The 24,172-nt window shown below is 60.6% G+C and carries 23 protein-coding genes and 1 pseudogene; 12 read left to right on the top strand and 12 right to left on the bottom strand.

The window, feature by feature from the left end; all coding sequences use genetic code 11:
* Position 1: 1 nt before the first annotated feature.
* From ACM6JM_RS01280 to ACM6JM_RS01295, 4 genes are all read right to left on the bottom strand, one after another.
* The gene (locus tag ACM6JM_RS01280; protein ID WP_414881181.1) at positions 2–1,036 is read right to left on the bottom strand and encodes an NAD(P)/FAD-dependent oxidoreductase; all 1,035 of its coding nucleotides are present in this window, start codon (positions 1,034–1,036) and stop codon (positions 2–4) included.
* A complete protein-coding gene (locus tag ACM6JM_RS01285) occupies positions 1,023–3,203 on the bottom strand; it encodes a hypothetical protein (protein ID WP_414881182.1) in 2,181 nt (726 codons plus the stop codon). Before ACM6JM_RS01285 ends, ACM6JM_RS01280 begins: the two co-directional genes overlap by 14 nt.
* A gap of 92 nt (positions 3,204–3,295) precedes the next feature.
* Positions 3,296–4,600 (bottom strand): ATP-binding protein, encoded by a 1,305-nt coding sequence (locus ACM6JM_RS01290; protein ID WP_103387125.1) that lies wholly within the window; start codon positions 4,598–4,600, stop codon positions 3,296–3,298.
* Positions 4,597–5,337 (bottom strand): response regulator, encoded by a 741-nt coding sequence (locus ACM6JM_RS01295; protein ID WP_011333526.1) that lies wholly within the window; start codon positions 5,335–5,337, stop codon positions 4,597–4,599. The genes ACM6JM_RS01290 and ACM6JM_RS01295 overlap by 4 nt, the downstream gene beginning before the upstream one ends.
* Before the next feature lie 306 nt (positions 5,338–5,643).
* Between ACM6JM_RS01295 and ACM6JM_RS01300 the strand changes: the two genes are divergently transcribed.
* From ACM6JM_RS01300 to ACM6JM_RS01310, 3 genes are all read left to right on the top strand, one after another.
* The gene (locus ACM6JM_RS01300) at positions 5,644–5,913 is read left to right on the top strand and encodes a DUF2790 domain-containing protein (RefSeq protein ID WP_039767844.1); all 270 of its coding nucleotides are present in this window, start codon (positions 5,644–5,646) and stop codon (positions 5,911–5,913) included.
* Between the two features lie 29 nt (positions 5,914–5,942).
* On the top strand, positions 5,943–6,281 hold the full coding sequence (locus tag ACM6JM_RS01305) for a hypothetical protein (RefSeq protein WP_039767845.1): 339 nt from the start codon (positions 5,943–5,945) through the stop codon (positions 6,279–6,281).
* A gap of 77 nt (positions 6,282–6,358) precedes the next feature.
* The gene (locus ACM6JM_RS01310; protein ID WP_414881183.1) at positions 6,359–7,573 is read left to right on the top strand and encodes a cytochrome c biogenesis protein DipZ; all 1,215 of its coding nucleotides are present in this window, start codon (positions 6,359–6,361) and stop codon (positions 7,571–7,573) included.
* An 18-nt stretch (positions 7,574–7,591) separates the two neighbouring features.
* On the opposite strand, the gene ACM6JM_RS01315 is transcribed toward ACM6JM_RS01310, so the two are convergent.
* A complete protein-coding gene (locus ACM6JM_RS01315; RefSeq protein WP_103387127.1) occupies positions 7,592–8,053 on the bottom strand; it encodes a GNAT family N-acetyltransferase in 462 nt (153 codons plus the stop codon).
* A gap of 229 nt (positions 8,054–8,282) precedes the next feature.
* Between ACM6JM_RS01315 and ACM6JM_RS01320 the strand changes: the two genes are divergently transcribed.
* The gene (locus ACM6JM_RS01320; RefSeq protein ID WP_007957179.1) at positions 8,283–8,555 is read left to right on the top strand and encodes a DUF4242 domain-containing protein; all 273 of its coding nucleotides are present in this window, start codon (positions 8,283–8,285) and stop codon (positions 8,553–8,555) included.
* A 25-nt stretch (positions 8,556–8,580) separates the two neighbouring features.
* The gene (locus ACM6JM_RS01325) at positions 8,581–9,393 is read left to right on the top strand and encodes a class I SAM-dependent methyltransferase (protein WP_103387128.1); all 813 of its coding nucleotides are present in this window, start codon (positions 8,581–8,583) and stop codon (positions 9,391–9,393) included.
* 63 nt (positions 9,394–9,456) lie between these two features.
* On the opposite strand, the gene pcsA is transcribed toward ACM6JM_RS01325, so the two are convergent.
* The gene (gene pcsA / locus ACM6JM_RS01330) at positions 9,457–10,179 is read right to left on the bottom strand and encodes a phosphatidylcholine synthase (protein WP_039767868.1); all 723 of its coding nucleotides are present in this window, start codon (positions 10,177–10,179) and stop codon (positions 9,457–9,459) included.
* Positions 10,180–10,440: 261 nt separating this feature from the next.
* Here pcsA and ACM6JM_RS01335 point away from each other — a divergent pair, with 261 nt between their 5' ends.
* The 4 genes from ACM6JM_RS01335 to ligD all read left to right on the top strand — a co-directional run bounded on the left by ACM6JM_RS01335 (position 10,441) and on the right by ligD (position 16,239).
* Entirely contained in the window at positions 10,441–11,166 is a 726-nt protein-coding gene (locus ACM6JM_RS01335; RefSeq protein WP_414881184.1) for a tellurite resistance TerB family protein, read from the top strand.
* A 167-nt stretch (positions 11,167–11,333) separates the two neighbouring features.
* A complete protein-coding gene (locus ACM6JM_RS01340) occupies positions 11,334–12,710 on the top strand; it encodes an iron-containing redox enzyme family protein (protein WP_414881185.1) in 1,377 nt (458 codons plus the stop codon).
* 11 nt (positions 12,711–12,721) lie between these two features.
* Positions 12,722–13,675, top strand: a complete 954-nt coding sequence (locus ACM6JM_RS01345; RefSeq protein WP_414881186.1) for a methyltransferase — start codon at positions 12,722–12,724, stop codon at positions 13,673–13,675.
* Between the two features lie 17 nt (positions 13,676–13,692).
* Positions 13,693–16,239 (top strand): DNA ligase D, encoded by a 2,547-nt coding sequence (ligD, locus tag ACM6JM_RS01350; protein WP_414881187.1) that lies wholly within the window; start codon positions 13,693–13,695, stop codon positions 16,237–16,239.
* On the opposite strand, the gene ACM6JM_RS01355 is transcribed toward ligD, so the two are convergent.
* Both ACM6JM_RS01355 and ACM6JM_RS01360 read right to left on the bottom strand, forming a co-directional pair.
* Entirely contained in the window at positions 16,240–16,644 is a 405-nt protein-coding gene (locus ACM6JM_RS01355; protein ID WP_178082889.1) for a hypothetical protein, read from the bottom strand.
* A gap of 114 nt (positions 16,645–16,758) precedes the next feature.
* Entirely contained in the window at positions 16,759–17,073 is a 315-nt protein-coding gene (locus ACM6JM_RS01360) for a DUF2388 domain-containing protein (protein WP_414881188.1), read from the bottom strand.
* Positions 17,074–17,320: 247 nt separating this feature from the next.
* Between ACM6JM_RS01360 and ACM6JM_RS01365 the strand changes: the two are divergent.
* Both ACM6JM_RS01365 and ACM6JM_RS01370 read left to right on the top strand, forming a co-directional pair.
* Positions 17,321–18,079: pseudogene (locus ACM6JM_RS01365) on the top strand (MCP four helix bundle domain-containing protein); the annotation flags it as partial.
* 129 nt (positions 18,080–18,208) lie between these two features.
* Positions 18,209–18,934, top strand: coding sequence for a methyl-accepting chemotaxis protein (locus tag ACM6JM_RS01370; protein ID WP_371916419.1), 726 nt, complete (start codon positions 18,209–18,211; stop codon positions 18,932–18,934).
* 42 nt (positions 18,935–18,976) lie between these two features.
* Here the strand turns inward: ACM6JM_RS01370 and ACM6JM_RS01375 are convergent, their stop codons facing one another.
* From ACM6JM_RS01375 to ACM6JM_RS01385, 3 genes are all read right to left on the bottom strand, one after another.
* On the bottom strand, positions 18,977–19,483 hold the full coding sequence (locus tag ACM6JM_RS01375; RefSeq protein WP_285414306.1) for a hypothetical protein: 507 nt from the start codon (positions 19,481–19,483) through the stop codon (positions 18,977–18,979).
* Positions 19,480–20,715: an AAA family ATPase gene (locus tag ACM6JM_RS01380; protein ID WP_414881189.1), complete on the bottom strand. Its 1,236-nt coding sequence runs from the start codon at positions 20,713–20,715 to the stop codon at positions 19,480–19,482. Before ACM6JM_RS01380 ends, ACM6JM_RS01375 begins: the two co-directional genes overlap by 4 nt.
* 159 nt (positions 20,716–20,874) lie before the next feature.
* Positions 20,875–21,300, bottom strand: coding sequence for a nuclear transport factor 2 family protein (locus ACM6JM_RS01385; protein ID WP_039770952.1), 426 nt, complete (start codon positions 21,298–21,300; stop codon positions 20,875–20,877).
* Positions 21,301–21,733: 433 nt separating this feature from the next.
* Here ACM6JM_RS01385 and mqo point away from each other — a divergent pair, with 433 nt between their 5' ends.
* Positions 21,734–23,383 (top strand): malate dehydrogenase (quinone), encoded by a 1,650-nt coding sequence (gene mqo / locus ACM6JM_RS01390; protein WP_414881190.1) that lies wholly within the window; start codon positions 21,734–21,736, stop codon positions 23,381–23,383.
* Between the two features lie 66 nt (positions 23,384–23,449).
* Here mqo and ACM6JM_RS01395 read toward each other — a convergent pair whose 3' ends face one another.
* Positions 23,450–23,878, bottom strand: coding sequence for a nuclear transport factor 2 family protein (locus ACM6JM_RS01395; protein WP_163974653.1), 429 nt, complete (start codon positions 23,876–23,878; stop codon positions 23,450–23,452).
* Positions 23,879–24,172: the final 294 nt, after the last annotated feature.

Here is a 24,172-nt window from a genome sequence, read left to right on the forward strand (position 1 = left end):
ATCAGTCGTCAGCAGCCAGCCAGCGTGGAGGATCAGGATGAAGGCGGTAGAAGCGACGCAGTTGTGCCATGTCCTTCTCGAACCAGTCACCCAGCCATTGTTTGTATTGCCGCTGAGCCGACGTTTGGACAGAGGGTTGCCCGAGGCAGTCATACACCGCCTGCGCGGCTTGCATGCCGGTCATCAAGGCCTTGAGCACGCCATGGGAAGACGCCGGGTCAAGCTGACTGGCCGCGTCGCCGACCACGAAGTAGCCGCCACCGGCTGCTGCGGTGCTGATGCGCCACGTCACATCGGCGCCGTGGATGGCGCCTTGCGTGGGCAAATGTTGCAGCGGTTCCGGCACGGTTGGGTGGCCAAGGTTTGGCGCTTCGAATGCCAGATGCGTCCAGTGCGTCAATTGCGCCTGTACCCTGGCGATCCACGTCCATCCAGCAGGGCCCGCCGACAAGTGCGGTGCGTGTTGGTAAGCGAGTGGACAACCCCGGACATAACCGAAGCGGGCAATCAGGCGTGGCGAACAGCGGCGGACGGTCAATCCCAGCTGTCGATGCAGCCAGGCTGACGCACCGCTGGCATCGATCACATAGTCGGCGTGCAACGGGCCTGAATCGGTTCGCACACCGGCCACGCGGTTCTTTTCGCTGAGGACGGCGAGTGCGCGACACGGCTGACGCACCATCACTCCCAGCGCTGCGGCGTGCTGCAATAACGTCGTGTCCAGCGTTTCACGGGGAATCTGAAAGCCCTGCCATGGACCCTTGTCGTCACTACCGAAACCGTTGAAACGCAACGGCTCGTTCCATTGCACCCAGTACCCGTTGAAGCGCAACGCATCCTGCGCACACAGTTGCCCGGCGACGCCCAGTTGCTGCAAAACAGGTTCAATGCCTGGATGCAGGCTTTCACCGGGGCGAAATCGCGGGAAGTCATGACGCTCGATCAATGCCGCGCGCAAGCCGCGCTGTGCGCAACCGATCGCCGCCGCAGACCCTGCCGGACCGCCGCCGATCACCACGACATCAAAGGACTTCAAGGGCGAGCTGCCACGTGGTGTTTTCGTGTTTGACCAGTATCGTTTCGGCGCTGACAAACAGTCGTACCAGTTGCTTGACCTGCACATCCCTCCATCTGAAGTCTTCGACAGGGATGCTTTCGGTGCCACGTTTGTATATCAGGAAGCGAAAGACCCAACCGCGTAACACGATGCCGACCTGCTGTTGCGCCGAATCAAGTTCCGGGTCGGGGCGCTGCACACGGATGAAGGACAGCAACGGCCACGTATTACGCAAGGTCATGTCGGTTCCCGCACCGAGTACGTTGTACACGCGGTACATCGAGAGCACCCGGTCTTGATATTCCTGCTGGGTTATTGCGCCGGTCTGTTGCAGGGAGAATCTGTTTTCAAGGGCGACTTGTGTGTAATCGCTGTATTCGTAGGCGCGATAGCGGACGAACATCCGACCCTGATTCTGGATCAGTTGCGGGGGTGGCTGGTTGTCCCAGGCGACGTTGCCGGTTCCGGTTTCCGCATCGGTCAACGGGATGATGGTGGGCAGGCTGGAGCGTGGTTCGTATATGCGAGCGGAATCGGGTGCCAGGCCTGGCCAGAAAGAGCCCAATGCTGCGCAGATTCTTGCATCCTCGGGAAAAGGGCTGGCCATCTGGTAACCGGCGAGACGGTTGATCCAGCTGCCGTCCGGGCTCTGCTCGCGAACCTGGCCCACCCCCCACCCGGGGGCGAAAAGCCCGGCTTCGCCGTCCGGCAATGTAGAAGGGCGATCAATACCGGGAAGGTGTGTGCCTGCCAACGGCGTTGAGCCAAGCTTGTGCGGCAAGCCGACTATCGCGGTGACTCCTCGATCCTCCGGGGAGAACGGTTGACCCTTGAGGGCCAGGTTGGGGCAATAGCGCACATTCGATAACGCCTGCAGTCGGGCATGCCAGATGTTCGGGTCGGTAAAGGCTGGCACCTGGCTGGCCCAGTGCATCAGGCGGCGCGGGTGGCAAAACGGAAAGAAATCCGGGGGGGCAATGATCGAATAGGCAGGTATCGACTGCAGATGCCCCAGCGACGTGCAGTGCGCACTGATACAACCGTCGGCCGTGCCGTCCCGATGGTGCAGGGCGCGATAGCCGCCTTGCCTCACCAGCTCGGCGACACCCTCGCGGTGGTTCAGATCTTCGATCGTGCCATCGTCGTGGAGCATTGACCGACCGTGGATCATGCCTCCCGAGTCCCTGGGCATCGTGAATGACAACAACTGGCCCCGGTAATGGGCCTGCTCGGCGAGCCTGGGTCTGGGCCGGGGCAACAGTAGACTCGACCCCGATCCGCGCTCCACCTCCAGCGTTGCCAGATCGTCGATGATGACAAAGGGAGATTGTGAAATATCCGGCTCTTGCCAGCCGGTGTCGCTGTGACGCAGATGGATGTGGCGAATCTTTTCATTGATATGAAAGGCTTCGAATCTTACGTCCAGATCCAGCCCCGCAAGGCATTCCTTTTCGTTGAACAGCTTATGTATCGGAACCCAAAAGTTCAGCCTGGGATCGATGTCCTGCTGAAAGTCCATGGGTCCGAACTGCTGGTGATTTCCTTGGCGTTGCACGGCGATATAGGCGCTGTAACGCACCGGCATTATGCGAATGCCGTAGGCGTCATTCCTAACAAAGGGCAAGAAAGAGCGCAGATCGGGGGAGTACAGTTCGCTGGTATTGCCTACCCGGGCAACGCCTGTACGCGAGAAACACAGATCGGCGTGCTCACCATGCACCGTGTCGGCGGCGCAACGGTATTCGCTGGCAAACACTGCCACGGCCAGCGGTGCGCCCTGGACTTGTCGCTGTAAATCCTTGAGCGTGGGCGGCTGGACGCCGAAGACATAGTTCAGCACCGCCTCGATTTCGGCTGGGGTTGGATACGTTTGCAGGGGCTGACCGCCCGCGTCGCGCGTGACCCGTGGTGACGCCAATGCATGAAAGAGCAGGCTCTGAGCGGGCCGGGAAGGTTCGATCGCTCGATTGCCGGCCGGGCAAAAGTCCTCGAAACCGGGAACAGTCCGGTCGATACGCAGCGGTTTGAGCAGTTCGGCCTTGAGCGGTACCGCAAGAATGTCCAGACCATGGGCCAGCAACAGCGAGTGCCAGCCACCTGGCGCGAGCCGCCGGCATGCTTGATTGACAGTTTCGAGCAGAGACATGGTTCACCACGCGACGGCTGAGCGAGGTGTCATCCCACAATAATTCTGCCCGGCCGGCTACTGTCAGATCTGACAGTAGCGACCGCTGGCGCTCAGCTCAGTGGCAATTTCAGCTCCGCACACAATCCGCCACCTTCACGATTGCTCAGGGTCAGCGAACCGCCCAGCGCCAGCGCCAGTTGCTGGGCGATCGCCAGCCCCAGCCCGGTGCCGCCGGTGCTGCGGTTGCGTGAGTTCTCCACGCGGTAGAACGGCTCCATCACCTGGGCCAGCTCTTCTTCGGCGATGCCCGGGCCGCGATCCATGACCTTGATCGAGAGGCCGTTCCTGTCGCGTTGAATCAGCAGTTCGGCAGCGCCGGCGAACTTCAACGCGTTGTCGGTCAGGTTGACCAGCACCCGGCGCAAGGCGTGGGGGCGGGTGTCGATGACCGCCTCACTCTTGCCGCTCAACTGCACTTGCTTGCCCATGTCCTGATAGTCGAACACCAGGCTGTCGAGGAACGAATCCAGGTTGGTGCGCCGGCTTTCCTCGGTCGAGCCGTGGATGCTGCGGGCATAGGCCACGCCTTCGCGCACCAGATGTTCCATCTCGCCGAGGTCGTTCCACAGTTTGTCTTTCTCGGCCGAATCGTCCATGAACTCCGCTCGCAGTTTCATGCGGGTGATCGGGGTTTGCAGGTCGTGGGAGATCGCCGCCAGCAGTTGCATGCGCTCTTTCAGGTACGCGGCGATGCGCGCCTGCATCGAGTTGAAGGCGCGGGCGGCGTAGGCCACTTCGTTCGGGCCTTTTTCGTCGAGGTTGATCGGGTGAGCGTTGGGGTCGAGGGTTTCCACGGCGTTGGCGAGGCGGGTGAGGGGGCGGATGGCGATGCGCACCGCCAGCCAGGTGCAGGCGAGCATCAGCGCCAGTTGCCCGAGCAACACCACCGGCAGCCACGGTGACAGCGGCACCATCGACGGGCGCACATCGATGGTCACCGGGCTGCCGTCGCTCAGGCGCAGGTGGCCCTGAAAGTGTTTTTTCGGGCCGGGAATATCGGTGAAGGTCAGCGGGTACGCTTCGCCGATCGCATCGGTGATCGAGGTGACGGCAATCGGCACGTCCTGCGGGTCCAGCGGTGTGCCCGGTTCGCCCTCGCTCAGCAGATAGCCGTAATTCTTGCGGGCCAGGCGCTTGAGCCACATCGGGCGTTCTTCGGCGGGCAGACGGTCGAGGATGGCAATCGAGGTCGAAACGTCGGTTTCGAGGTTGCCGAGCATGGTGTTTTTCGCGCTTTCGTAGCGCTCGTAATACTGTGCGCCGAACGACAGCGCCTGAGCGAGGATCAGGCCGATCAGGAAAATCAGCGACAAGCGGGAGGCAAGGGTGCGCGGCCAGCGCAGGGCGAGATTCATGCGGGGGCTCCGAGGACTTCGACCGGCAGCGAGAACACATAGCCTTCGCTGCGCACGGTCTTGATGTAGGCCGGTTCGCGGGCGTCATCCAGCAGGCGCTGGCGCAGGCGACTGACCAGCAGATCGATGGATCGGTCGAACAGATCGGCGTCACGCCCCTGGGTCAGGTTGAGCAATTGATCACGGCTCAGCACCCGTTGCGGATGGTCGAGGAACACCCGCAGCAAACGGTATTCCGCGCCACTGAGCGCGACCATGGTGCCGTCCTTGTCCAGCAGATGCCGGGCCGATGTGTCGAGCTGCCAGCGACCGAACGCCAGCAGCCGGCCACTTTCGGTGACCACCAGATTCGGCGGCAGCATTCGCGTGCGGCGCAGCACGGCGTTGATCCGCGCCAGCAGCTCGCGGGCGGCGAAGGGTTTGGTCAGGTAGTCATCGGCGCCCATTTCCAGGCCGAGGATGCGGTCGGTTTCATCATTGCGCGCGGTGAGCATCAGGATCGGCGTGGCCTTGTGTTTGCCCGAGCGCAGTTCGCGGCACAGCAGCAGGCCGTCGTCGCCGGGCATCATGATGTCGAGCACGATCAGGTCGACGGTGTTGGCTTCCAGAAAACTGCGCATCTGCCGGCCATCGGCAACCACCGTGGTGCGCAGGCCGTTTTTCTTCAGGTAATTGCCGACCAGTTCGCGAATCTCGCGGTCGTCGTCGACGATCAGGATGTGATCGACATGTTCCATGGGGCCAAACCTCAATCAAAGGGGATTGCCGGGCAGTCTATCGAGCCTGCGCGAGGCCGCCTGCCTGCCTTTGTATTGCAGTGTATCCAGCGCTGTGACGGATACACGCCGACGCAAAAAGCGGATTTTTACAGGGTTTTGTATCGCTGTGTATCCCGGGCGGGCGCGGATACGTAGCGATTTATACACGGCATTTGCCGACACATGCGCGATACCTCGCGAGCTTTAAATGAGCTCCATCGAGGCACACACAGAACGCCTCGGCCCAATCAACGATTCAACCATTGAAGCCCCGAGGAAAACGCCATGAACGCCAAGACCAAATCGATCGCTGCCGCTTGCCTGTTTGCCGCTCTGAACATCTGCACCCTGTCGGCCCGCGCCGAAGCCGATGTCACCCCGCAAACCTACTCCTACGGCAGCCACCTGGACATCCAGAAAGTGGTGTCGCTGAAACAGGACAACTCGATGACCTGCGGCATCGTCGACGCCCGCCTGACCTACCTCGACTCGGCCGGCAAGACCCAGGTGCTCGACTACCGCAAATTCGCCGACGGCTGCAACGAAGACAACTGATTACCCACCTCTATAAAAGGAACATCGCCATGAACAACGTATCGCGCTATCTGACCGCTGTTGCCTTCTCCCTCGCCGGCGTCGCGGCCCACGCCAACGCTGCCGTCGAACAGAACAGCTGTGGCAGCAGCACCTGCTTCCAACTGGCTCCGGTGGCCAAGCCGGGCAGCGACGGCCTGATCGCCGCCGACGGCGCCAGCCGCACACCACAAGGCCAAACACTGGCTGCCGACGGCTCCAGCCGCACGCCACAGGGCCAGACATTGGCTGCCGACGGCTCCAGCCGTACGCCGCAAGGCCAGACGCTGGCCGAGAACGGTGCCAGCCGCACGCCGCAAAGCCAATGGCTGGACAGCCAGACGGTTTGAGGATTGAAGGGGGCTGCCCGTAACGGGCGCCCCCCGAACCACTCAACAGACCACCCCTCATTCAAAAGGTGAACCTCATGTTTCTCATCGCTTTCCTGGGCGGTCTGTTGACTGTCCTCAGCCCGTGCATCCTGCCGGTGGTGCCGTTTCTGTTCGCCGGTGCCGACCGCACCCGTTCTTCGATCCTGCTGACCCTCGGCGGCATGGCCCTGACCTTTGCCCTGATCTCCAGCCTGGCGGTGGTCAGCAGCGAGTGGGTGATCGAGGCCAGCAACACCGGTCGCCACATTGCGCTGGCGGTGATGGTGCTGTTTGCGCTGTCGCTGATTTCCGCGCGCATCGGTGACTGGCTGGCCCGGCCCTTCGTACTGCTGGGCAATCGCCTCGACCCCGACGCCCGGAAAAAGACCGGGCCCATGGCGTCGATCATGATCGGTGTCGCCACCGGTCTGCTGTGGGCGCCGTGCGCCGGGCCGATCCTCGGCGTGATCCTCACCGTTGCCATGCTGCAAGGCGCCAACGCCCAGACCAGCCTGTTGCTGCTGGCCTACGGCGCAGGCAGTGCGTTGTCGCTGGGAACGCTGATCTTCGCCGGTCGCGGCCTGGTCAACCGACTGAAACCGTCGATTCCTTTCACTGGCTGGTTCCGCCGCGGCGCGGGTGTTGCGGTGCTGGCGACGGCGGCGGTGATCGCCACCGGTACCGACAACGTGCTGCTGGCCAATACCTCGTCCCAAGGCGTGGCATCGGTCGAGAAAAGCGTGCTGGAGAACGTGCCGAAAGTCGTGGACTACTTCGTCAGCAAAGTCCGTGCAGACTCGACTGAAGACGAGGCGGGCAAAGGCGCGATGCCGTCGCTGTCCGGTGCGGTGCAATGGCTGAACTCGCCGGAACTGACCGCTGAGTCCCTGCGCGGCAAAGTGGTGCTGGTGGACTTCTGGACGTATGACTGCATCAACTGCCAGCACACCCTGCCGTACGTCAAAGAGTGGGAGAAGAAGTACGGCAAGGACGGCCTGGTGGTGATCGGTGTGCACACCCCGGAATACGGCTATGAGCGGATCATCGACAACGTCAAGGATCAGGTGAAGAAGCTCGGCATCACCTACCCGGTAGCCATCGACAACAACTACGCGATCTGGCGCAACTTCGATAACCAGTACTGGCCGGCGCATTATCTGGTCGACGCCAAGGGGCAGGTGCGTTACACCCACTTTGGCGAAGGCAGTTATCAGGCGCAGGAGCAGATGATTCAGCAACTGCTCAAAGAGGCCAAGGCGCCGGCTGCGTAAACCGCAAAACTCAATGGCTCACAGGTCGCGCACCATGAGCCATTGTTCGTTGCCCCAGGCGTGAAAACGCTCCAGCACCGTCCAGCCGCGTTTGGCGTAATAGTCCTGTTTGCTCTGGGTGTGCAGATAGAAACGCGGCAGGCCCCGTTTTCTCGCCTCCTCAGCAATTCCCTCGATCAGCCTTTCTGCCAGACCCTGGTCGCGTGATTCGGGGCTGACCAGCACACAGGCCAGCCACGGCCCCAGATCCGGTCGAAGGGCCAGATCCGCCCGAGCCAGTGCCGCACCGCCCAGCAGTCGATCTCCGTCCAGCGCAATCAGGCAACGCCAGTCGCCATTGGTCTGGCCCTCGGCAAATTCGCGCTGCCATTCGGCCAAAGGTTGCTCGGCATATTCGTAGTGAAACTGGCGGTGGATCCACGCCGCGTAAGTGTCGCTGTGCTGCAGGTGATCGGCGAGCCATTCGAAGCGCAAGGACATGATCGAATTCCGTTCCGGTGAGGGCCTGCATGAGAGCCGATCAGCCGGCGCGTTGGCAACCCCCCGACAGTGTTTCGGGGCCTTTACAAAATCCCGCCATTCATCGGCCAATGCCCGGTTTTACGGGCTCTCCGGACGATTGGCAGGGACGCCGGACAGCGCCCGCGCGATAGTGGGCGAGCAGGGCCGCCAACGGCTCTGACATCCATAAAAAGAATGCGAGGTTGCCATGCCGAAGTTCGTGATTGAACGCGAGATTCCAGGAGCCGGAAAGCTATCGGAGCAAGAACTCAAGGCCGTATCGCAAACGTCCTGCAACGTGCTGCGTGAACTCGGGCCAGAGGTGCAGTGGCTGCAGAGTTATGTGACTGCCGACAAGATCTATTGCGTGTACATCGCACCCAACGAGGAACTGGTGCGCGAACACGCAAAGCGTGGGGGATTTCCGGCCAACAGCGTGTCCCGGGTGACGAGCATCATCGACCCGACGACCGCCGATTGACCCCTCTGCCGTGGAGCCCCCATTCATGAGTACCCCCATTGATCTCACTGCCCTGAAGGAACGCCAGAAAGTCGCCTGGGCCAGTGGCGACTACGCCGTGATCGGCACCACGCTGCAGATCGTCGGCGAAACCCTCGCCGAAGCCTGCGACCTGCGTTGCGATGAAGAAGTGCTGGATGTCGCCGCCGGCAACGGCAATGCCACGCTGGCGGCGGCACGCCGGGGTTGTCTGGTGACGTCCACCGACTATGTCGCGGCGTTGCTGGAACGCGGCCAGGACCGGGCGCGCGCCGAGCATCTGGAGGTGACCTTTCAGGTCGCCGATGCCGAAGCGCTGCCGTTTGCCGATTCCAGTTTCGATGCGGTGCTGTCGACCTTCGGCGTGATGTTCGCCCCGGATCAGGCGAAAGCGGCCAAGGAGCTGGCGCGGGTCTGTCGCCGGGGCGGACGGATCGGCCTGGCCAACTGGACGCCGGAAGGCTTCGTCGGCCAGATGTTCAAGACCCTCGGTCGCTACCTGCCACCGCCACCCGTTGCGCAACCGCCCTCGAACTGGGGCGCGGAAGCCTGGCTGCATTCGCATTTCGACGATCGCCAGTTTCAGTTGCAGGTGACTCGGCGCCACTTCAACTTCCGCTATCGCTCGGCGGCGCATTTCATTGATGTGTTTCGCCACTGGTACGGGCCGGTACACAAGGCGTTCGCGGCGTTGCCGCCGGAGAGTGGGCAGGCGTTGGAGACGGATCTGACGCTACTGATCGACGGGCTGAACCGGGCGGGGGCGGAATCGATGGTGGTGCCGAGCGAGTATCTGGAGGTGGTCATCACTAAACGCTGAGCGTCATGCAAAACAACTGCGGGAGCGAGCCTGCTCGATCCCGCAGGGATTGCGACAGGGCTTCTATTTCAGATGCGCACTGTCAAACCACTCCAGCGCGGTGCGCCAGATGCAGATGCCGAGGAAGTATGCCGACGCCAGCAACCACAAGCCCATCACCAGCGGGTTGATCACCGGGTGATTCAGCACCAGCGACAGGCTGCACAACAGCCAGATCGCCGTCACCGCAATGTTGATCGGCATGAACCGGCGTACCCGGAACGGGTGGAGGAACTTCATGCGGGTCACGGTCAGCAGCGCCAGGCCAATCACCGTCAGGAAGGTGAGCCACGGCCCCGGATCGATGATGTACAGACACAAGGCAACCACGTTCCAGGCGGCGGGGAAACCGACGAAATAGTTGTCCTTGCTCTTCATGTTGACGTTGCAGAAGCAGAACAGCGACGACACCAGAATCAGCGACACGGTCAGCAGCAGGGTGTAGTCGGGCAGGGGAATGTAGCGATAGATGAACAGCGCCGGGATGAACACGTAGGTCAGGTAGTCGATCACCAGATCGAGGATCGATCCGTCGAAACTCGGCAACACCGACTGCACGTTGACCTTGCGCGCCAGCGCTCCGTCGAGGCCGTCGACGATCAGCGCCACGCCCAGCCACATCAGGCAGTGGATCGGCTGGTTTTCCAGCAGGGCAAGGGTGGCCAGGAAGGCGGTGACCACGCCGGTCGCGGTGAAACCATGGGCGCCCCAGGCCTTGAGCCTGGCGATGTGGACGGTCGATATCACGAAGGCGTTCTCCAGAAAATGCAGCAAGCCGCGTAAACCCTCGGGCAGCAAGGGCGGCGACCAACCGGGTCGGGGTTGCAGCTATCGACCGGTCGGGCCGGGTCAAGGTTCACCCATTCGTGAAGATTAGCTGGCCGGGGAAAAATTTCTCTGGAGAATCACTCGCCCCAGGGCCACGTCAGCCAAACGGTGCTGGCGCAACGCATCAGGAGGGCTATCGTTGCCTGACGCAGTCATACCCCTTTGCCTGAGGACGACGTCATGAACACCAGCGATCTGCTCGAACAACTGCTGCGAGGCCAGGCCTCGGCGGGACAACCAGGTGGCGCGTCGGCCGGCGGGGGAGCGGGTGGGCTTGGCGGGTTGCTCGGCGGTCTGCTGGGCGGCGGCAGTGGCGGCGGTTCTGCTGCCGGAGGGCTGGGTGGCCTGGGCGGGTTGCTTGGCGGATTGCTCGGCGGTGGCGGGGCGCTGGGTGGCGGCACGCAGCGTCGGTCCGGCGGCACCAATTACGCGGCGCTGGCCTCGCTGGGCATGATGGCTTTCCAGGCGTATCAAGCCTGGCAACGCAGCCAGGCGTCCGCCGCGCCGCAGCAGACGCCGCAAACTGCGGACCTGTTGTCCGGCCCGCAAGTCGAAGAACACAGTCACGCCGTTCTGCGTGCATTGATCGCGGCGGCCAAGGCTGACGGGCGGATCGACGAGTCGGAAAAACACCTCATCAGCAGTGAAATCGGCAAGCACACCGATGACCCGAACCTGCAGCAATGGCTCGACGACGAGGTCGCCAAACCGCTGGATCCCACCGAAGTGGCGCAGGCGGCGCAGAACGATCCAGCCATGGCCGCCGAGATGTACCTGGCCAGCGTGATGCTGGTGGACGATCAGCAGGACGCCGAGCGCAATTATCTGGATGAACTGGCAGCGGCGTTGCAGATCGACCCCGAGTTGCAGGTTCACCTCGAACAGCAGGCCAAAGGCACGGCCTGACCCTCTCACCTCACAGCCTTCGACCGTTCCGTTCAAGCAAGGAGCGAGCCGAAGGCTCCGTCCGTCAGGGCAATTTTCAAGCCGATTGAATTTTTGACGCGCCAAGCCTCTCTGCTTCATTAGAGGCGAGTGACTGAGCGTCCTGCCAATCGATCGAGAATATTGCCATGACTGTCCTGACTCACCTGCAAGCTGCCCACGCCCAATCGCGTCCGCTCGACTCTCTGACCGAGTTGCGGTGTATCCATGAAGCACTTTTAGCCGACGAACATCCGCAGCCGCTGGCGTGCGCCTTTCTGGAAGATCACCTGCTGCAAGCCGCGCAGTTGGAGGATGAGCTGCCATCGGACCCCGCGCAGTGGCATGCCTGGGTGGCCGAGCACTGTGCCGATGTCGCCCGGCAATACGCCGACTACCTGCAACAACGCAAGGCTGGAGGCGCGCGGCAGTTCTTCAGTTGCAAGGCTCATGCGCTGTATTTCCTGCAAGCGGTGGCGCCGACCAAACTGGTCGATGGCGCCTGGCTCTACGGCTTGCTCGGACAGTGGCGCGATCCGCGCTTCAGCAGCCTGATCAGCACTTATCTGGAAGAACTGGGCGAGGGCAATCCGGCGCAGAATCACGTGGTGATCTACCGGCAATTGCTCGCCGAACACGGTCTGGAACCCGGCAACCCGCTGCCCGATGAGCGCTATCTGCAAGGCGCGCTGCAATTGGCCCTGGGTGCCGGCGGCATGGATTTTTTGCCGGAGGTGATCGGTTACAACCTTGGCTACGAGCAACTGCCCCTGCACCTGTTGATCAGCAGTTACGAACTCAGTGAACTGGGGATCGATCCTTACTACTTCACTCTGCACGTGACCATCGACAATGCCAGCACCGGTCATGCGCAAAAAGCCGTTCAGGCCGTTCTGGATCTGCTGCCTCTGGAGGCTGATCGCAGCGATTTCCTGCGCCGGGTATCGCTGGGCTATCGGCTCAATGACCTGGGGCAGGGTAGCCGCGCAATCATCGAGGGGTTCGATCTGGAGCGCGAACTGTTGGCGATGCTTGAACGCAAGTGTCCATTCGCTCAGCACATGCACTCCGACTATTGCCGCTTCGAAGGCAAGACCGTCAATCAGTGGCTGGCCGATCCGCAGCAGCTGTCCGGGTTCCTGCAAGCCATGCAGGACAAGGGCTGGATCAAGCGCCACGAAGATCCACAGGGCAGCCGCTTCTGGCAATTGATCGATGGCGATGGTGCGGCGATGTTCGGTGTGTTCAGCGCCTATGAAAAACAACTGGTGCACGACTGGATTGCCGGTGACTGGATTTCTGCGGACAAAACCGTCGCGTTCCGCCGCCGCCCCTCAGTCCCCGCGCCGATCGAGGTGCCCGAGCAGGACCCCGATGTGCAACGCCTGAATGCGGCACTGCAAGGGCAGGACGCACACACCAGGTTCGCAACGTTGATCCCCTGGCTCGCGCCGGCCCGGCACGCGCATCCGGCCGGGCTGCTTGCCACTCGCCAATTCATCCAACTCAAATCCGGCCTGCGTTAAGGAAATATTCAATGAATCAGGAAGAACAACTGTCTGCCAACGATCTGGTGCTGCTGCAACTGGGGCGGCGCCTGCAGGCCGACGGCTATCGTTTCATCACCCCGACGCCGCTGACCCATCAACGGGTCAACCAGCGCGACGAAGGGCAGGCCGCCGATTGCCTGCGGGATGTGTTCGGATGGTCGCGCCCGTTCGAACCGGGCCTGCTGTCTGTCGATGAACAGCGACAATTGCAGGACGCCCAGGTGATTGATGCGTTCGACGGACGCTTGAAGAGCCGGGTGCGCTGGTCGAGCCTGGATGACATGCTGTTCGTGCATTCCGGGTTTCCCACGGATGCCGCCGATTCGGTGTTCTTCGGCCCGGATACCTATCGCTTTGCCCAACTGATTCACAGCCATTTGCAGCAGAACTTTGCGCCCATCCACCGTGCGGTGGACATCGGTTGTGGCGCCGGAGTCGGCGCGATCCTGATCGGCCGTGCCCGGCGCGAAGCGCAAGTGCTGGCGGTGGATATCAATCCCGCTGCGCTGCGCCTGACCACGATCAACGCGGCGCTGGCCGAAGTGGCCAACGTCGAGGTGCGCGCCAGTGATGTATTGCAAGGCGTGGACGGTGAATTCGACCTGATCGTCGCCAACCCGCCGTACATGGCCGATCCGGCCGGACGAGCTTACCGCCATGGCGGTGGGACGCTGGGGGCGGGGCTGTCGTTGCGCATCGTCGAACAGGCGCTCAATCACCTGACCCCCGGTGGTTCGCTGCTGCTGTACACCGGCGTGGCGATGGTCGATGGCCGCGATCCTTTCCTCGACACGGTATTGCCACGGCTGGATGAAAAACGCTTCGGCTGGACCTACCGCGAACTCGATCCCGATGTTTTCGGCGAAGAGTTGCTCAATCCCGGCTATCAGCGCGTCGATCGGATTGCCGTGGTCGCGCTGACGGTGACTCGAACAGGTTGAAACAAGGCAGGTGCAGGATGAGCAGGAATCTCGACGACTACAACCGGATGCGCGACTTCTCGGCAACCTCGGAACCGGCGGCCGACCACCGGCGGGGCAAGAAGCCCGGCGGTGAGCAGGCTTTGCAATTTTGCATCCAGAAGCATGACGCCTCGCACCTACATTATGACTTTCGCCTGGAACTCGACGGCGCGCTCAAGAGCTGGGCGGTGCCCAAGGGCCCGTCGCTGGATCCCAAGGTCAAGCGGCTGGCGGTGCACGTCGAGGATCACCCGCTGGATTACGCGACGTTCGAGGGCAGCATTCCCGAAGGGCATTACGGTGCCGGCGATGTGATCGTCTGGGATCGCGGCGTGTGGATTCCGCTGGAAGACCCGGAGAAAGCCTACGCCAAGGGCAAGCTCAAATTCGAACTGCGCGGCGAGAAGCTCGCCGGGATATGGAACCTGGTGCGCACCCACATGCCGGGCAAGAAAGAGCAGTGGTTTCTGATCAAGCATCAGGACAGCGCCGCACGCCCGCAAAGCGATTACGACGTGCTGGTCGCCGAGCCCGACAGCGTGCTCAGCGAGCGCACGATCGTCGACAAACCCCGGCTGAGTGCGAAGCAGGTCAAGCCACTGAAAGGCCCGGCGAAAGCACCGCGCAAGCCAGCTTCCGGCAAACTCACTGGCGCCCACAAGGCGAGTATCCCGGCGCAGTTGAAACCTCAACTGGCGACTCTGGTGGAGAGCGCGCCGGAAGGGGATTGGCAATACGAAATCAAGTTCGACGGCTATCGGATCATGGCGCGCGTCGATCAGGATGAGGTGCAGTTGTTCACTCGCAATGGCCATGACTGGACGCACAAATTGCCGAAACAGGCGCAAGCCCTGGCGGCGCTGGGCCTGGAGTCTGCGTGGCTGGATGGTGAGATGGTGGTCGCCGACGCGGACGGCGTACCTGATTTTCAGGCCCTGCAAAACGCGTTCGATTCGGGACGCAGCGAAAACATCGTCTATTACCTGTTTGATCTGCCGTATCTGAACGGTGTCGACCTGCGCGAGGTGCCCGTGGAGGAACGGCGTGCTGCGCTGGCGACGGTGCTGAAAACGCATCGAGACCCGCTGCTGCGTTTTTCCGAAGCGTTCGACGAAACCCCGCAGGCGTTGCTCAACAGCGCCTGCCAGATGCGCATGGAAGGCCTGATCGGTAAACGCCTCGGCTCGTCTTACGTGTCGCGCCGCAGTAGCGACTGGATCAAGCTCAAGTGCAAGCATCGCCAGGAATTCGTGATCGTCGGCTATACCGATCCGAAAGGCGCGCGCAGTTCGTTCGGCGCGTTGCTGCTGGGTCTGCATGATCGTGACAGCGGCGAGTTGCGGTACGCCGGCAAGGTCGGCACGGGATTTAATGAAACCACCCTCAAGAGCATCCTCGCGCAGCTCAAACCCTTGCGGGTGAAGAAGCCGGCGGTGGCCAACCCGCCCACGGGGTTCGAGGCCAAGGGTGTGCACTGGCTCAAGCCGAGTTTGCTGGCGGAAGTCGCGTTTGCCGAAATGACCCAGGACGGCTCGGTGCGTCACGCCGTTTTTCATGGCTTGCGCGAGGACAAACCGGCCAAGGACATCACCGAGGAGCGCGCCAAACCCATGAAGACTTCAAAGACTGAATCTACCGCGCCGTCGCAATCCGGCCTGGCCGACGGCAAGGTGCGGATCACCCATCCCGACCGAGTGATCGACGCCAGCAGTGGCACCACCAAAATGCAGCTGGCCGAGTATTACGCCAGCGTCGCCGAATGGATTCTGCCGCAGCTCAAGGATCGCCCGGTGGCGCTGGTGCGCGCGCCGGACGGTATCGCCGGTGAGCTGTTCTTCCAGAAGAACGCCGAAAACCTGGCGATCCCCGGCATCCGCACGCTGGACAAGGAACTGACCGGCCAGCCGGTGATGCTGATCAACAACGCCGAAGCCTTGATCGGCGCTGTGCAGATGAGCACGGTCGAACTGCACACCTGGAACGCTACCACCACCGATCTGGACAAGCCCGACCGTTTTGTCCTCGACCTCGACCCGGACCCGGCGCTGCCGTGGAAAAGCATGGTCGAAGCCACAGCGCTGACCCTGACCGTGCTGGACGAGCTGGGCCTCAAGGCGTTCCTCAAGACCAGCGGCGGCAAGGGCATTCATCTGGTGGTGCCGCTGACCCGCAAGCATGACTGGGACGAGGTCAAGGATTTCAGCCACGCCATCGTCACGCACATGGCGAAATTGTTGCCGGAGCGTTTTTCTGCGGTGTCCGGGCCGAAAAATCGCGTAGGGCGGATCTTCATCGATTACCTGCGCAACGGCCTGGGCGCCACCACCATTTGCGCCTACGCGGCGCGTACCCGTGAAGGGTTGCCGGTGTCGGTGCCGCTGTTTCGGGAGGAGGTCGGCGAGATCAAAGGTGCCGATCAATGGACCGTGCACAACGTTCACGAACGGCTGGCGGACGTGGGCGATGAACCTTGGGCGGACATGAAGAAAACCCGGCAAAGCATCACGGCCGAGATGCGCAAGCGGGTGGGCATGAAGAAATGATCAGGTGTCGCGCAGCAAGTCGTGGGCGTTGAGCAGATCGAAGGCGACTTGCGGATTGTTTTCCAGGCCACGGCGGATGGCGGCCGGGATGGTTTTTCGGGTTTTACGGCACAGCCCCGGAAGCTCTTCGACCTCAATCTCGATGCCTCCGCGCACAGTCCGCACTTCACCGAACTTCGGCGCGATCAGCACACGAATCCCGAGCTGATCGAACATCTTGCCTTGCAGCCGCTCGAGGTCGGCGAGGTCTTTGAGGTTTTCCAGACGCTCGAGCAGACGCTTTTCTTCCTCGCGGGTCAGCAACAGGATGCGCACATCCGCGCCGGGCGTATCCAGCAGCGGATCACGCCCGCAGATGCACAGACCCGGCGGGCAAGGGGAGCGGAGTGAGGCGGAAATCGTCATGGCCTCCATCATAGAGGCCGTTCGACGGTTTTGCCCATGGTCGTTCGCCAGCCGTCCATCGGCAGGGCGTAACGGTGGCAAGTCCGTCAGCCACCATCATCGAACGTGCCGTGGTTACTGCGACAGACCTTCGTAGCGAACCAGGATGGCATTGGCCAGCTCTTCATCGCTGGCGTTCAGGCCAGGATTGTCCTGACGCACCTGCTGCAGTACCGATTCGAGGTACACGCCACGGATCGTTCCACCGCTGGCGACGAATGCCGACAAGTCGTCACGGGCCGGAATCACCATTTTGTGATCCTTGAACGTGGAATACAGCGAGGCGGAAACGCCGGCCGAAGTGGCGACATCCCCCGCATCCACGCGGGCGAAAGCCGAACCGAAAGGCAGGCACAGCATAAGAGACGAAACCAGTAGTAAACGACGCATGACGGTGTTCCTCCAGCAGCGTAAAGCGAAAAGGAAGTACCACATAATGTGAGAGGTGTCGGCGGGCACGGGAGTTCCGTAAGTCGGCTCAGGCCGTAGGGGGCGGAATGAGAACCGTCGCACAGTGCGGCATTTTTACTGGATGTAACGACACACGCTGAGACGCTCTAACGCAGCGGGTTCATGGAAATAGGCTTAACTGAAGCGTTGAACGGCGCCGCGTGGCGCGACCTGGGAGGAAATCACGGTGTCGATCAAACTGCGTTTGGTGTTGCTGATTGCGACCAGCCTGCTGACGGCGCTGATCGTGAGCCTGGTCAGTTACGTCGGCAATCAGCGGATGGCTTCGGCGGTCAGTGACAACGCGGTCAGCATGAGCGCGCTGCGCAACCACATGGAAGCCGACATGATGCACGACGCCCTGCGCGCGGACGTGTATTCGGCGATGCTGGTGGGGCTGGGCAAAAGCACCAGTTCGGCGGACGAGGTGCGAAGTTCGGTCGAAGAGCATGCGGCGCATTTTCGCGAGGTGCTGGGTGAAAACCTCAAACTGCCGGTCAATCCCACGATCAAGTCCGCGCTCGAGCAGATCAAGCCTAGCCTCGACACCTACATCAGCGCCGGCGAGCAGATCGTCGGTCTTGCACTGGAAGATCCGGACAGCGCCCAGCAGCAACTGGGGACCTTCAATACCGCGTTCAGCCAGCTCGAAGAACAGATGGCCGCTCTCAGCGAGCTGATCGAAACCAATACCCGGCAAACCAGCGAAGGCACCGAGGCGGCGATCCACAATGCCAATATCGCTCTCGGCATTGTCCTGGTCGCCAGTCTGTTGCTGCTGTTGGCCCAGGGCCGCTGGGTGATCCTGAGCATCATGGGGCCGCTGAAATCCGCCAGCCGCATCGCCGAAAGCATTGCTCACGGCAACCTCAGCGAGCCGATCGCCGAACCGTCCGGCAAGGACGAAGCCAGTGCGCTGATCCGCACGCTGGCCACGATGCAGCGCGACCTGCGGGACATGATCGACGTGGTGCGGCGCAACGCCCACGGCGTCAGCGGCATGAGCGAACAATTGAGCCACGGCTGCCATCAGGTGGCCGACAGCAGTCAGCAGCAAAGCACCGCCGCCGGCACCATGGCCGCCGCCGCGAGCCAGATGACCGCGAGCATCGAGGAAATCACCCGGCACGCCGAGCGTGCACTGGACATGGCCAGCCAGGCCGAGTCACTGGCGAAGAATGGCGGACAGGTGATCCATCAGGTCGTCAGCGACATGGACGACATCGCCCGTTCCGCCCAGCAATCGGCGCAAGTGATCCGCACCCTCGATCAGGAATCCGAAGGCATTTTCAACATCATCCAGGTGATCAAGAGCATCGCCGACCAGACCAACCTGCTGGCGCTCAACGCAGCTATCGAGGCGGCCCGGGCGGGTGAGCAGGGCAGGGGCTTTGCGGTGGTGGCCGATGAGGTGCGCAGTCTGGCTGCGCGCACCAGCGCCTCGACCCAGGAAATCGCCGCGATGGTCGCGCGCATCCAGAACAGCACCCGCGAGGCCGTCAGCAGCATGGAGGCCGGTGTCGCCCAGGTCGACAAGGGCATGGCGGTCACCGCCGACGTCGAACGCGCCATCCGCGAAATCCTCGAGGCCACTCTCAGCACCACGCAGCTGGTCAACGACATCACCCGCACCATCGGCGAACAGAGCCAGGCCAGCAACGAAATTGCCCATCAGGTGGAGATGATCGCGGGCATGTCGGAGGGCAACAGCAAGGTCATCGGCCAGACGGCCAATACCACGGACGAGCTGTCGAGTCTGGCGGGGCGGCTGGCGCAGTCGGTGGACCGGTTTCGGTTGTGAGGGGAATGTAAGTATCTGCTCAAGGTGAGATGAGCCAGCGGATCACTGATCCGCTTTTCGCCGTACATTAATGGTCGCCTCAACCTTCAATCTGAAGTTGTACTTCTTGAAGCGGTTCTTCGCATTGAGTTCTGGTTTAACGAAGGGGGACTTTTTGTTGCAGACGTAGGCAATTTTGGGGTGGTAGTTAGCCAGGAATTGCTCGCCGTGTGCATCAATCAAAAATTGAATTGTAGACTCCAATTGTTTGATCCCTTGTCCTTGCCAGCCCCCTCCATCTCGGTCTTTCAACTCAACAAGGTACAGCGCGTCATCAGTCCTCAGCATGCAGTCACATCGATCCCGACCTATTTCCTCAGCGTCTTTGATCACGCATTTGTCAATTGCGGTAAAGACGATCGGTCTTTGGAGCGGGTTCGATACCGTGGCTACCCATTCTTTCGAATTGTCCAAGTCGACATAAGCGAGAGGGTGCTCTTGATCGTCGCGTAGTCCAAATTCGGCATCAGTAAACGGGCCTGTCTGGCAGCGGATATCAAGAAAATTCACCCTTTAAGCTCCTCCTCGATATCGAGGAGTGCGTCAAATAAATCATTGCCTTCTTGCAAGGATCTGTTCAGAAAATTGTCATCGGAAGGAATGCCATCAACCATAGGCAGTTTCGTGATCGATCCAGTTCTTTCATCGGCTTGGTATATCGCCAACTCTTCAGCGTCTAGCAAGGCATGCAAAGGAATAACGGCGGCGAGTTTAGGGAGTAGATCCTTGTCGCGCTTTTTCTGGAGAATGCTGTCTTGCAGGTGCTTGCCTTGTACCGAAATGGTCAGGTAATTCACTACGTATGGGCTGTGGGTTGTCAGCACCAGGCGGTTGGCCCGGCCTTGGTTGAATTGCAGAAGACTCTGCAAAACGCTCCATTGTGACTGGGGATAAAGGTTCTGCTCAGGCTCTTCGACGATGTTGATGAACGCTGACTTGTTGAATCTGGAGGACAGCGTGGAGAGAGCAATGCGCCTTTGTTCTTCTGTCAGCGAATCAATGGCAAAGATCTCTTTAACCTCTTTCCTGAAGCGATCCAGCTCATCGGCGCTCATGGTTTCCTGCCGCTCTTCGCTACGCTCTTGAACCGCGTTGGACAGGTAGTGGCTTACCAGATGCAATGGCACGGCAGACTGAAAGCCACTGGAGGCGTCTGCCAACCTGAGTTTGTAGTCGGACTCACGAATATTGAGGATATCGTTGAGCTTGTCATATTCGAGTTCTGCCTGATTGATAGGCAATAACAAAGTGCCTTTCATACTGGCTTTTGCAGCATCGAATTCGGTCAGGAATTCCTTGAGAGAATCCGAGGACAGTTTCAGCTCGCGAGGGTGTCTGACATAGGAGATGAAGTTTCGCTCGGCAGGCACGTACATGATCTGAGGCAGATGGTAGCTACCACCTTTTGATTCAGTGATATGTAACAGTCCCCACATGAAAAGAATCGAATACGCCTCGCCCTCGTATTCGATCTCTGTTGCATCGGAGATGTAGTGCTCCAGCCTGTGATATGTCAAAAAAGGTTTGATGAATTTGTTCTTTCTTTCAAACCATTTCTTATCGTAATCACCCCGCACCAACGCCTTCTCTATCCAGGAGAATGTCGAGTAAAGCTTGGCCAGCGTGCTCTTCCCGGAGCCTTGGTTACCCACGAAAACCGTCACGCGTTTGAACTCTATCCAGCCATTGTTCTTCACACCATCGCGGATAGGGCCGAAATGCTTGACGCGTAGTCGGGTCATTGATCACTCCATAGGACGAGCTTGTACGGTTTAGCGATGCAGCATATCAGGGCAGGGGACAAACGGGAGGAGCAAATTGGAGCGAAATGGACAGGTAGGTAAAGTGCTCACCAGGGGAGAGAACTCTGACGAGGTACTCGCCAGAGCCTTCTACTTTAATCAGAACTTGTACGCCTGACGCCCCACCAGCAACCACTTGCCAGACTGCTTCTGCCAGATCTGGAAGTTCTCGATTTCCGTCGGCACGACTTCGGTGCCTTTGAGGGCCTGCGCCGAGAAGTGATGGCGTACCAGCGCGGTGTCCCCGGACAGGGTGATGGTCTGGTTCTGCATCTCCAGGGTCTTGAACGCGCTCTTGCCGGTTTCGATATCGGCGATGAAGGCTTTCTTGTCCTGGATCTTGCCGCTGGAGTGGCCGTAGGTGAGGTTGTCGGCGGTCAGGGCGTTCAGTTCGGCGATGTCCTTGTGCAGCATCGCCTGGGTCAGGTGATCGACGGCCTGGGCGACATCCTGTTCCGCCGGGGCGGCGGCGACGTAACCACTGAAGAGGCAGGCGAGAACGAGCAGCAATCTGGTTTTGTTCATGGCTATTCCTTGTTGTTGTAGGTGATGAGAGCGACCGAAATATTTGTCAGTCGTCGTACAACTTAGCAGGAATTCATCGGCGTTAGAAAGCGCTTGAGGAACCAATCGAAAACTATCCGGTCGCGAACAGACGCGCGGGTTTGCCATGACGTGATATTCTTCGCGCCACTTGTTTTGACCCAATTCAGTCTGGTGCGCTTTTCGGCGGGCCAGGCAGAACCCCTGTCGCTCAAGTAGCTGAAGCCAATAATGATAAGAAGTCAGTTCAGAAGGGACATATAACTGAGGTCGACACTGCCTGTCGGTCTTGTGTGCCCACCCGTCAAAATTGAAGTGTGCCGGAACCCGCGACGCTGGCCTGAGTGTCGCGAAAGAGGGGACCTCATACGTACAACAGCGGCGGGCGGAAGGCGTTTTATCATAGGTGCAACAGATGTTTAAAAAAGTGAACACAGCCTTGCTGGGGCTGGCTTTGGCGATGGGGATGTCTTCCGCCAATGCCGAAGAAGCGAAGAAAGTCGACGTCCTGCTGATCGGCGGCGGCATCATGAGCACCACCCTGGGTGTGTGGATCAATGAGCTGGAACCGACCTGGTCGATGGAAATGGTCGAGCGCCTCGACGGCGTCGCCCTGGAAAGCTCCAACGGCTGGAACAACGCCGGTACCGGTCACTCCGCCCTGGCCGAGCTGAACTACACCCCGGAAGACGACAAGGGCAACGTCACGATCCCGAAAGCGGTCGAGATCAACGAAGCGTTCCAGGTCTCCCGTCAGTTCTGGGCCTGGCAGGTTCGTCAAGGCGTCCTGAAGGACCCTCGTTCGTTCATCAACACCACTCCGCACATGAGCTTCGTGTGGGGCGATGACAACATCAAGTTCCTGAAAAAACGCTACGAAGCCCTGCAAGCGAGCCCGCTGTTCGCCGGCATGCAGTACTCCGAAGACCCGGCTGTGATCAAGAAGTGGGTTCCGCTGATGATGGAAGGGCGTGACCCGAACCAGAAAATCGCGGCCACCTGGAGCCCGCTGGGTACCGACATGAACTTCGGCGAAATCACCCGCCAGTTCGCCGGTTACCTGCAGACCAAGCCTAACTTCAACTTGAAGCTGTCCAGCGAAGTACAGGACATCACCAAGAATGCCGATGGCACTTGGCGCGTCAGCTACAAGAACCTGAAAGACGGCACCAAGACTGAAACCGACGCCAAGTTCGTGTTCATCGGCGCCGGCGGCGGTGCCCTGCACCTGCTGCAGAAGTCCGGTATCGAAGAAGCCAAGGAATACGCTGGCTTCCCGGTAGGCGGCTCGTTCCTGGTGACCGATAACCCGGCCATCGCCGAACAGCACCTGGCCAAGGCCTACGGTAAAGCTTCGGTGGGCGCGCCTCCGATGTCCGTTCCGCACCTGGACACCCGTGTCCTGGACGGCAAGCGCGTCATCCTGTTTGGCCCGTTCGCGACTTTCAGCACCAAGTTCCTGAAAGAAGGTTCGTACCTGGACCTGCTGACCACCACCACCACCCACAACATCTGGCCTATGACCAAGGTCGGCATCAAGGAATACCCGCTGGTCGAGTACCTGGCCGGTCAACTGATGCTGTCGGATGAAGACCGTCTGAACGCGCTGAAGGAATACTTCCCGAACGCCAAGGCCGAAGACTGGCGCCTGTGGCAAGCCGGCCAGCGTGTGCAAATCATCAAGCGTGATGAAGCTGCTGGCGGCGTGCTGAAACTGGGCACCGAAATCGTTGCTTCCAAAGACGGCTCCATCGCCGGTCTGCTGGGCGCATCCCCAGGCGCATCGACCGCTGCACCGATCATGCTGAGCGTGCTGCAGAAAGTCTTCAAAGACAAAGTCGCCAGCCCTGAGTGGCAAGCCAAGCTGCACCAGATCGTTCCAAGCTACGGCACCCAGCTGAACAACGATCCAGCCAAAGTGGCTGAAGAGTGGGCTTACACCGCCAAGATCCTGCAACTGCCAACCCCTCCGGTGATTGGCCAGGTTGCAGCTCCAGCGGCGGACGCCTCGGCTGAAAAAGCCCCGGCTCCGAAAGAAAGCGCTGCACGTGACATGGCTCTGTAACTAGACGCCAGACACACGAAGCCCACTGAACCGGCGACGGTCAGTGGGCTTTTTTGTGTCCGGGTTTCAGGCTTTGGCGGCCGCCAGATAAGCTCCCAACCGCCGTCCCATCTCTTCGCCCAACGCCTGCAACCCGCTCAGCGGCCGCACCATCACCTCGAACTCGACGATCTTGCCCTGTTCATCGAAGCGGATCATGTCGATGCCCTTGAGCTCTTTTGAACCCACTTTGGCGCTGAATTCCAGCACCACATTCAGGCCATCGGCTGTCGCCAGTTCACGGTGGTATTTGAAGTCTTCAAACACCTCGAACACGGTATTGAGGATCATCGACACCACCGGCGCGCCTGGATAAGGCGTGTGGGCCATGGGCGAGCGGAACACCGCTTTGGGATCGAGCAATTCGGGCAGGGCCTTGAGGTTGCCGGTGCGGATCATCTCGTGCCAGCGGTTCAGGGATTCGGCGGCTTTGGGGTGCAGGTTCAGGTCGGACATGGTTTCACTCCTGTATTTTTTGTTGTTTTAGGCGCGGTGCCCATGACTCTAGATCAAAGCGGCGCGATGGAAACCCTCTGTACCGATCTGAATATCGCCCCATGCGCCAACCCGATCCATCTGATCCGCTTTTTCCTGTCGAATCTGCATCTGTAACCATCTCAGCCACAGGCCCAAAATGGCCCTGCCGTTCGGCCATACGCGACGCGCTTCATTCCGAAGTGCCCGGTGCGCCGGACATTGAGTATTCAGGAGGCCTTCATGGCTAAGATGGCGATTTTCCTCGGCGGCTTT

The organism is Pseudomonas sp. IT-P2 (assembly GCF_949767575.1).
GTDB lineage: Bacteria > Pseudomonadota > Gammaproteobacteria > Pseudomonadales > Pseudomonadaceae > Aquipseudomonas > Aquipseudomonas pharyngis.

Bases quoted from the DNA above. Each gene is read 5' to 3' on its own strand.
- ACM6JM_RS01285 (WP_414881182.1), bottom strand. From the start codon at position 3,203: ATGTCTCTGCTCGAAACTGTCAATCAAGCATGCCGGCGGCTCGCGCCA.
- ACM6JM_RS01290 (WP_103387125.1), bottom strand. From the start codon at position 4,600: ATGAATCTCGCCCTGCGCTGGCCGCGCACCCTTGCCTCCCGCTTGTCG.
- ACM6JM_RS01295 (WP_011333526.1), bottom strand. From the start codon at position 5,337: ATGGAACATGTCGATCACATCCTGATCGTCGACGACGACCGCGAGATT.
- ACM6JM_RS01300 (WP_039767844.1), top strand. From the start codon at position 5,644: ATGAACGCCAAGACCAAATCGATCGCTGCCGCTTGCCTGTTTGCCGCT.
- ACM6JM_RS01305 (WP_039767845.1), top strand. From the start codon at position 5,943: ATGAACAACGTATCGCGCTATCTGACCGCTGTTGCCTTCTCCCTCGCC.
- ACM6JM_RS01310 (WP_414881183.1), top strand. From the start codon at position 6,359: ATGTTTCTCATCGCTTTCCTGGGCGGTCTGTTGACTGTCCTCAGCCCG.
- ACM6JM_RS01315 (WP_103387127.1), bottom strand. From the start codon at position 8,053: ATGTCCTTGCGCTTCGAATGGCTCGCCGATCACCTGCAGCACAGCGAC.
- ACM6JM_RS01320 (WP_007957179.1), top strand. From the start codon at position 8,283: ATGCCGAAGTTCGTGATTGAACGCGAGATTCCAGGAGCCGGAAAGCTA.
- ACM6JM_RS01325 (WP_103387128.1), top strand. From the start codon at position 8,581: ATGAGTACCCCCATTGATCTCACTGCCCTGAAGGAACGCCAGAAAGTC.
- ACM6JM_RS01335 (WP_414881184.1), top strand. From the start codon at position 10,441: ATGAACACCAGCGATCTGCTCGAACAACTGCTGCGAGGCCAGGCCTCG.
- ACM6JM_RS01340 (WP_414881185.1), top strand. From the start codon at position 11,334: ATGACTGTCCTGACTCACCTGCAAGCTGCCCACGCCCAATCGCGTCCG.
- ACM6JM_RS01345 (WP_414881186.1), top strand. From the start codon at position 12,722: ATGAATCAGGAAGAACAACTGTCTGCCAACGATCTGGTGCTGCTGCAA.
- ligD (WP_414881187.1), top strand. From the start codon at position 13,693: ATGAGCAGGAATCTCGACGACTACAACCGGATGCGCGACTTCTCGGCA.
- ACM6JM_RS01355 (WP_178082889.1), bottom strand. From the start codon at position 16,644: ATGACGATTTCCGCCTCACTCCGCTCCCCTTGCCCGCCGGGTCTGTGC.
- ACM6JM_RS01360 (WP_414881188.1), bottom strand. From the start codon at position 17,073: ATGCGTCGTTTACTACTGGTTTCGTCTCTTATGCTGTGCCTGCCTTTC.
- ACM6JM_RS01370 (WP_371916419.1), top strand. From the start codon at position 18,209: ATGGCCGCCGCCGCGAGCCAGATGACCGCGAGCATCGAGGAAATCACC.
- ACM6JM_RS01380 (WP_414881189.1), bottom strand. From the start codon at position 20,715: ATGACCCGACTACGCGTCAAGCATTTCGGCCCTATCCGCGATGGTGTG.
- ACM6JM_RS01385 (WP_039770952.1), bottom strand. From the start codon at position 21,300: ATGAACAAAACCAGATTGCTGCTCGTTCTCGCCTGCCTCTTCAGTGGT.
- mqo (WP_414881190.1), top strand. From the start codon at position 21,734: ATGTTTAAAAAAGTGAACACAGCCTTGCTGGGGCTGGCTTTGGCGATG.
- ACM6JM_RS01395 (WP_163974653.1), bottom strand. From the start codon at position 23,878: ATGTCCGACCTGAACCTGCACCCCAAAGCCGCCGAATCCCTGAACCGC.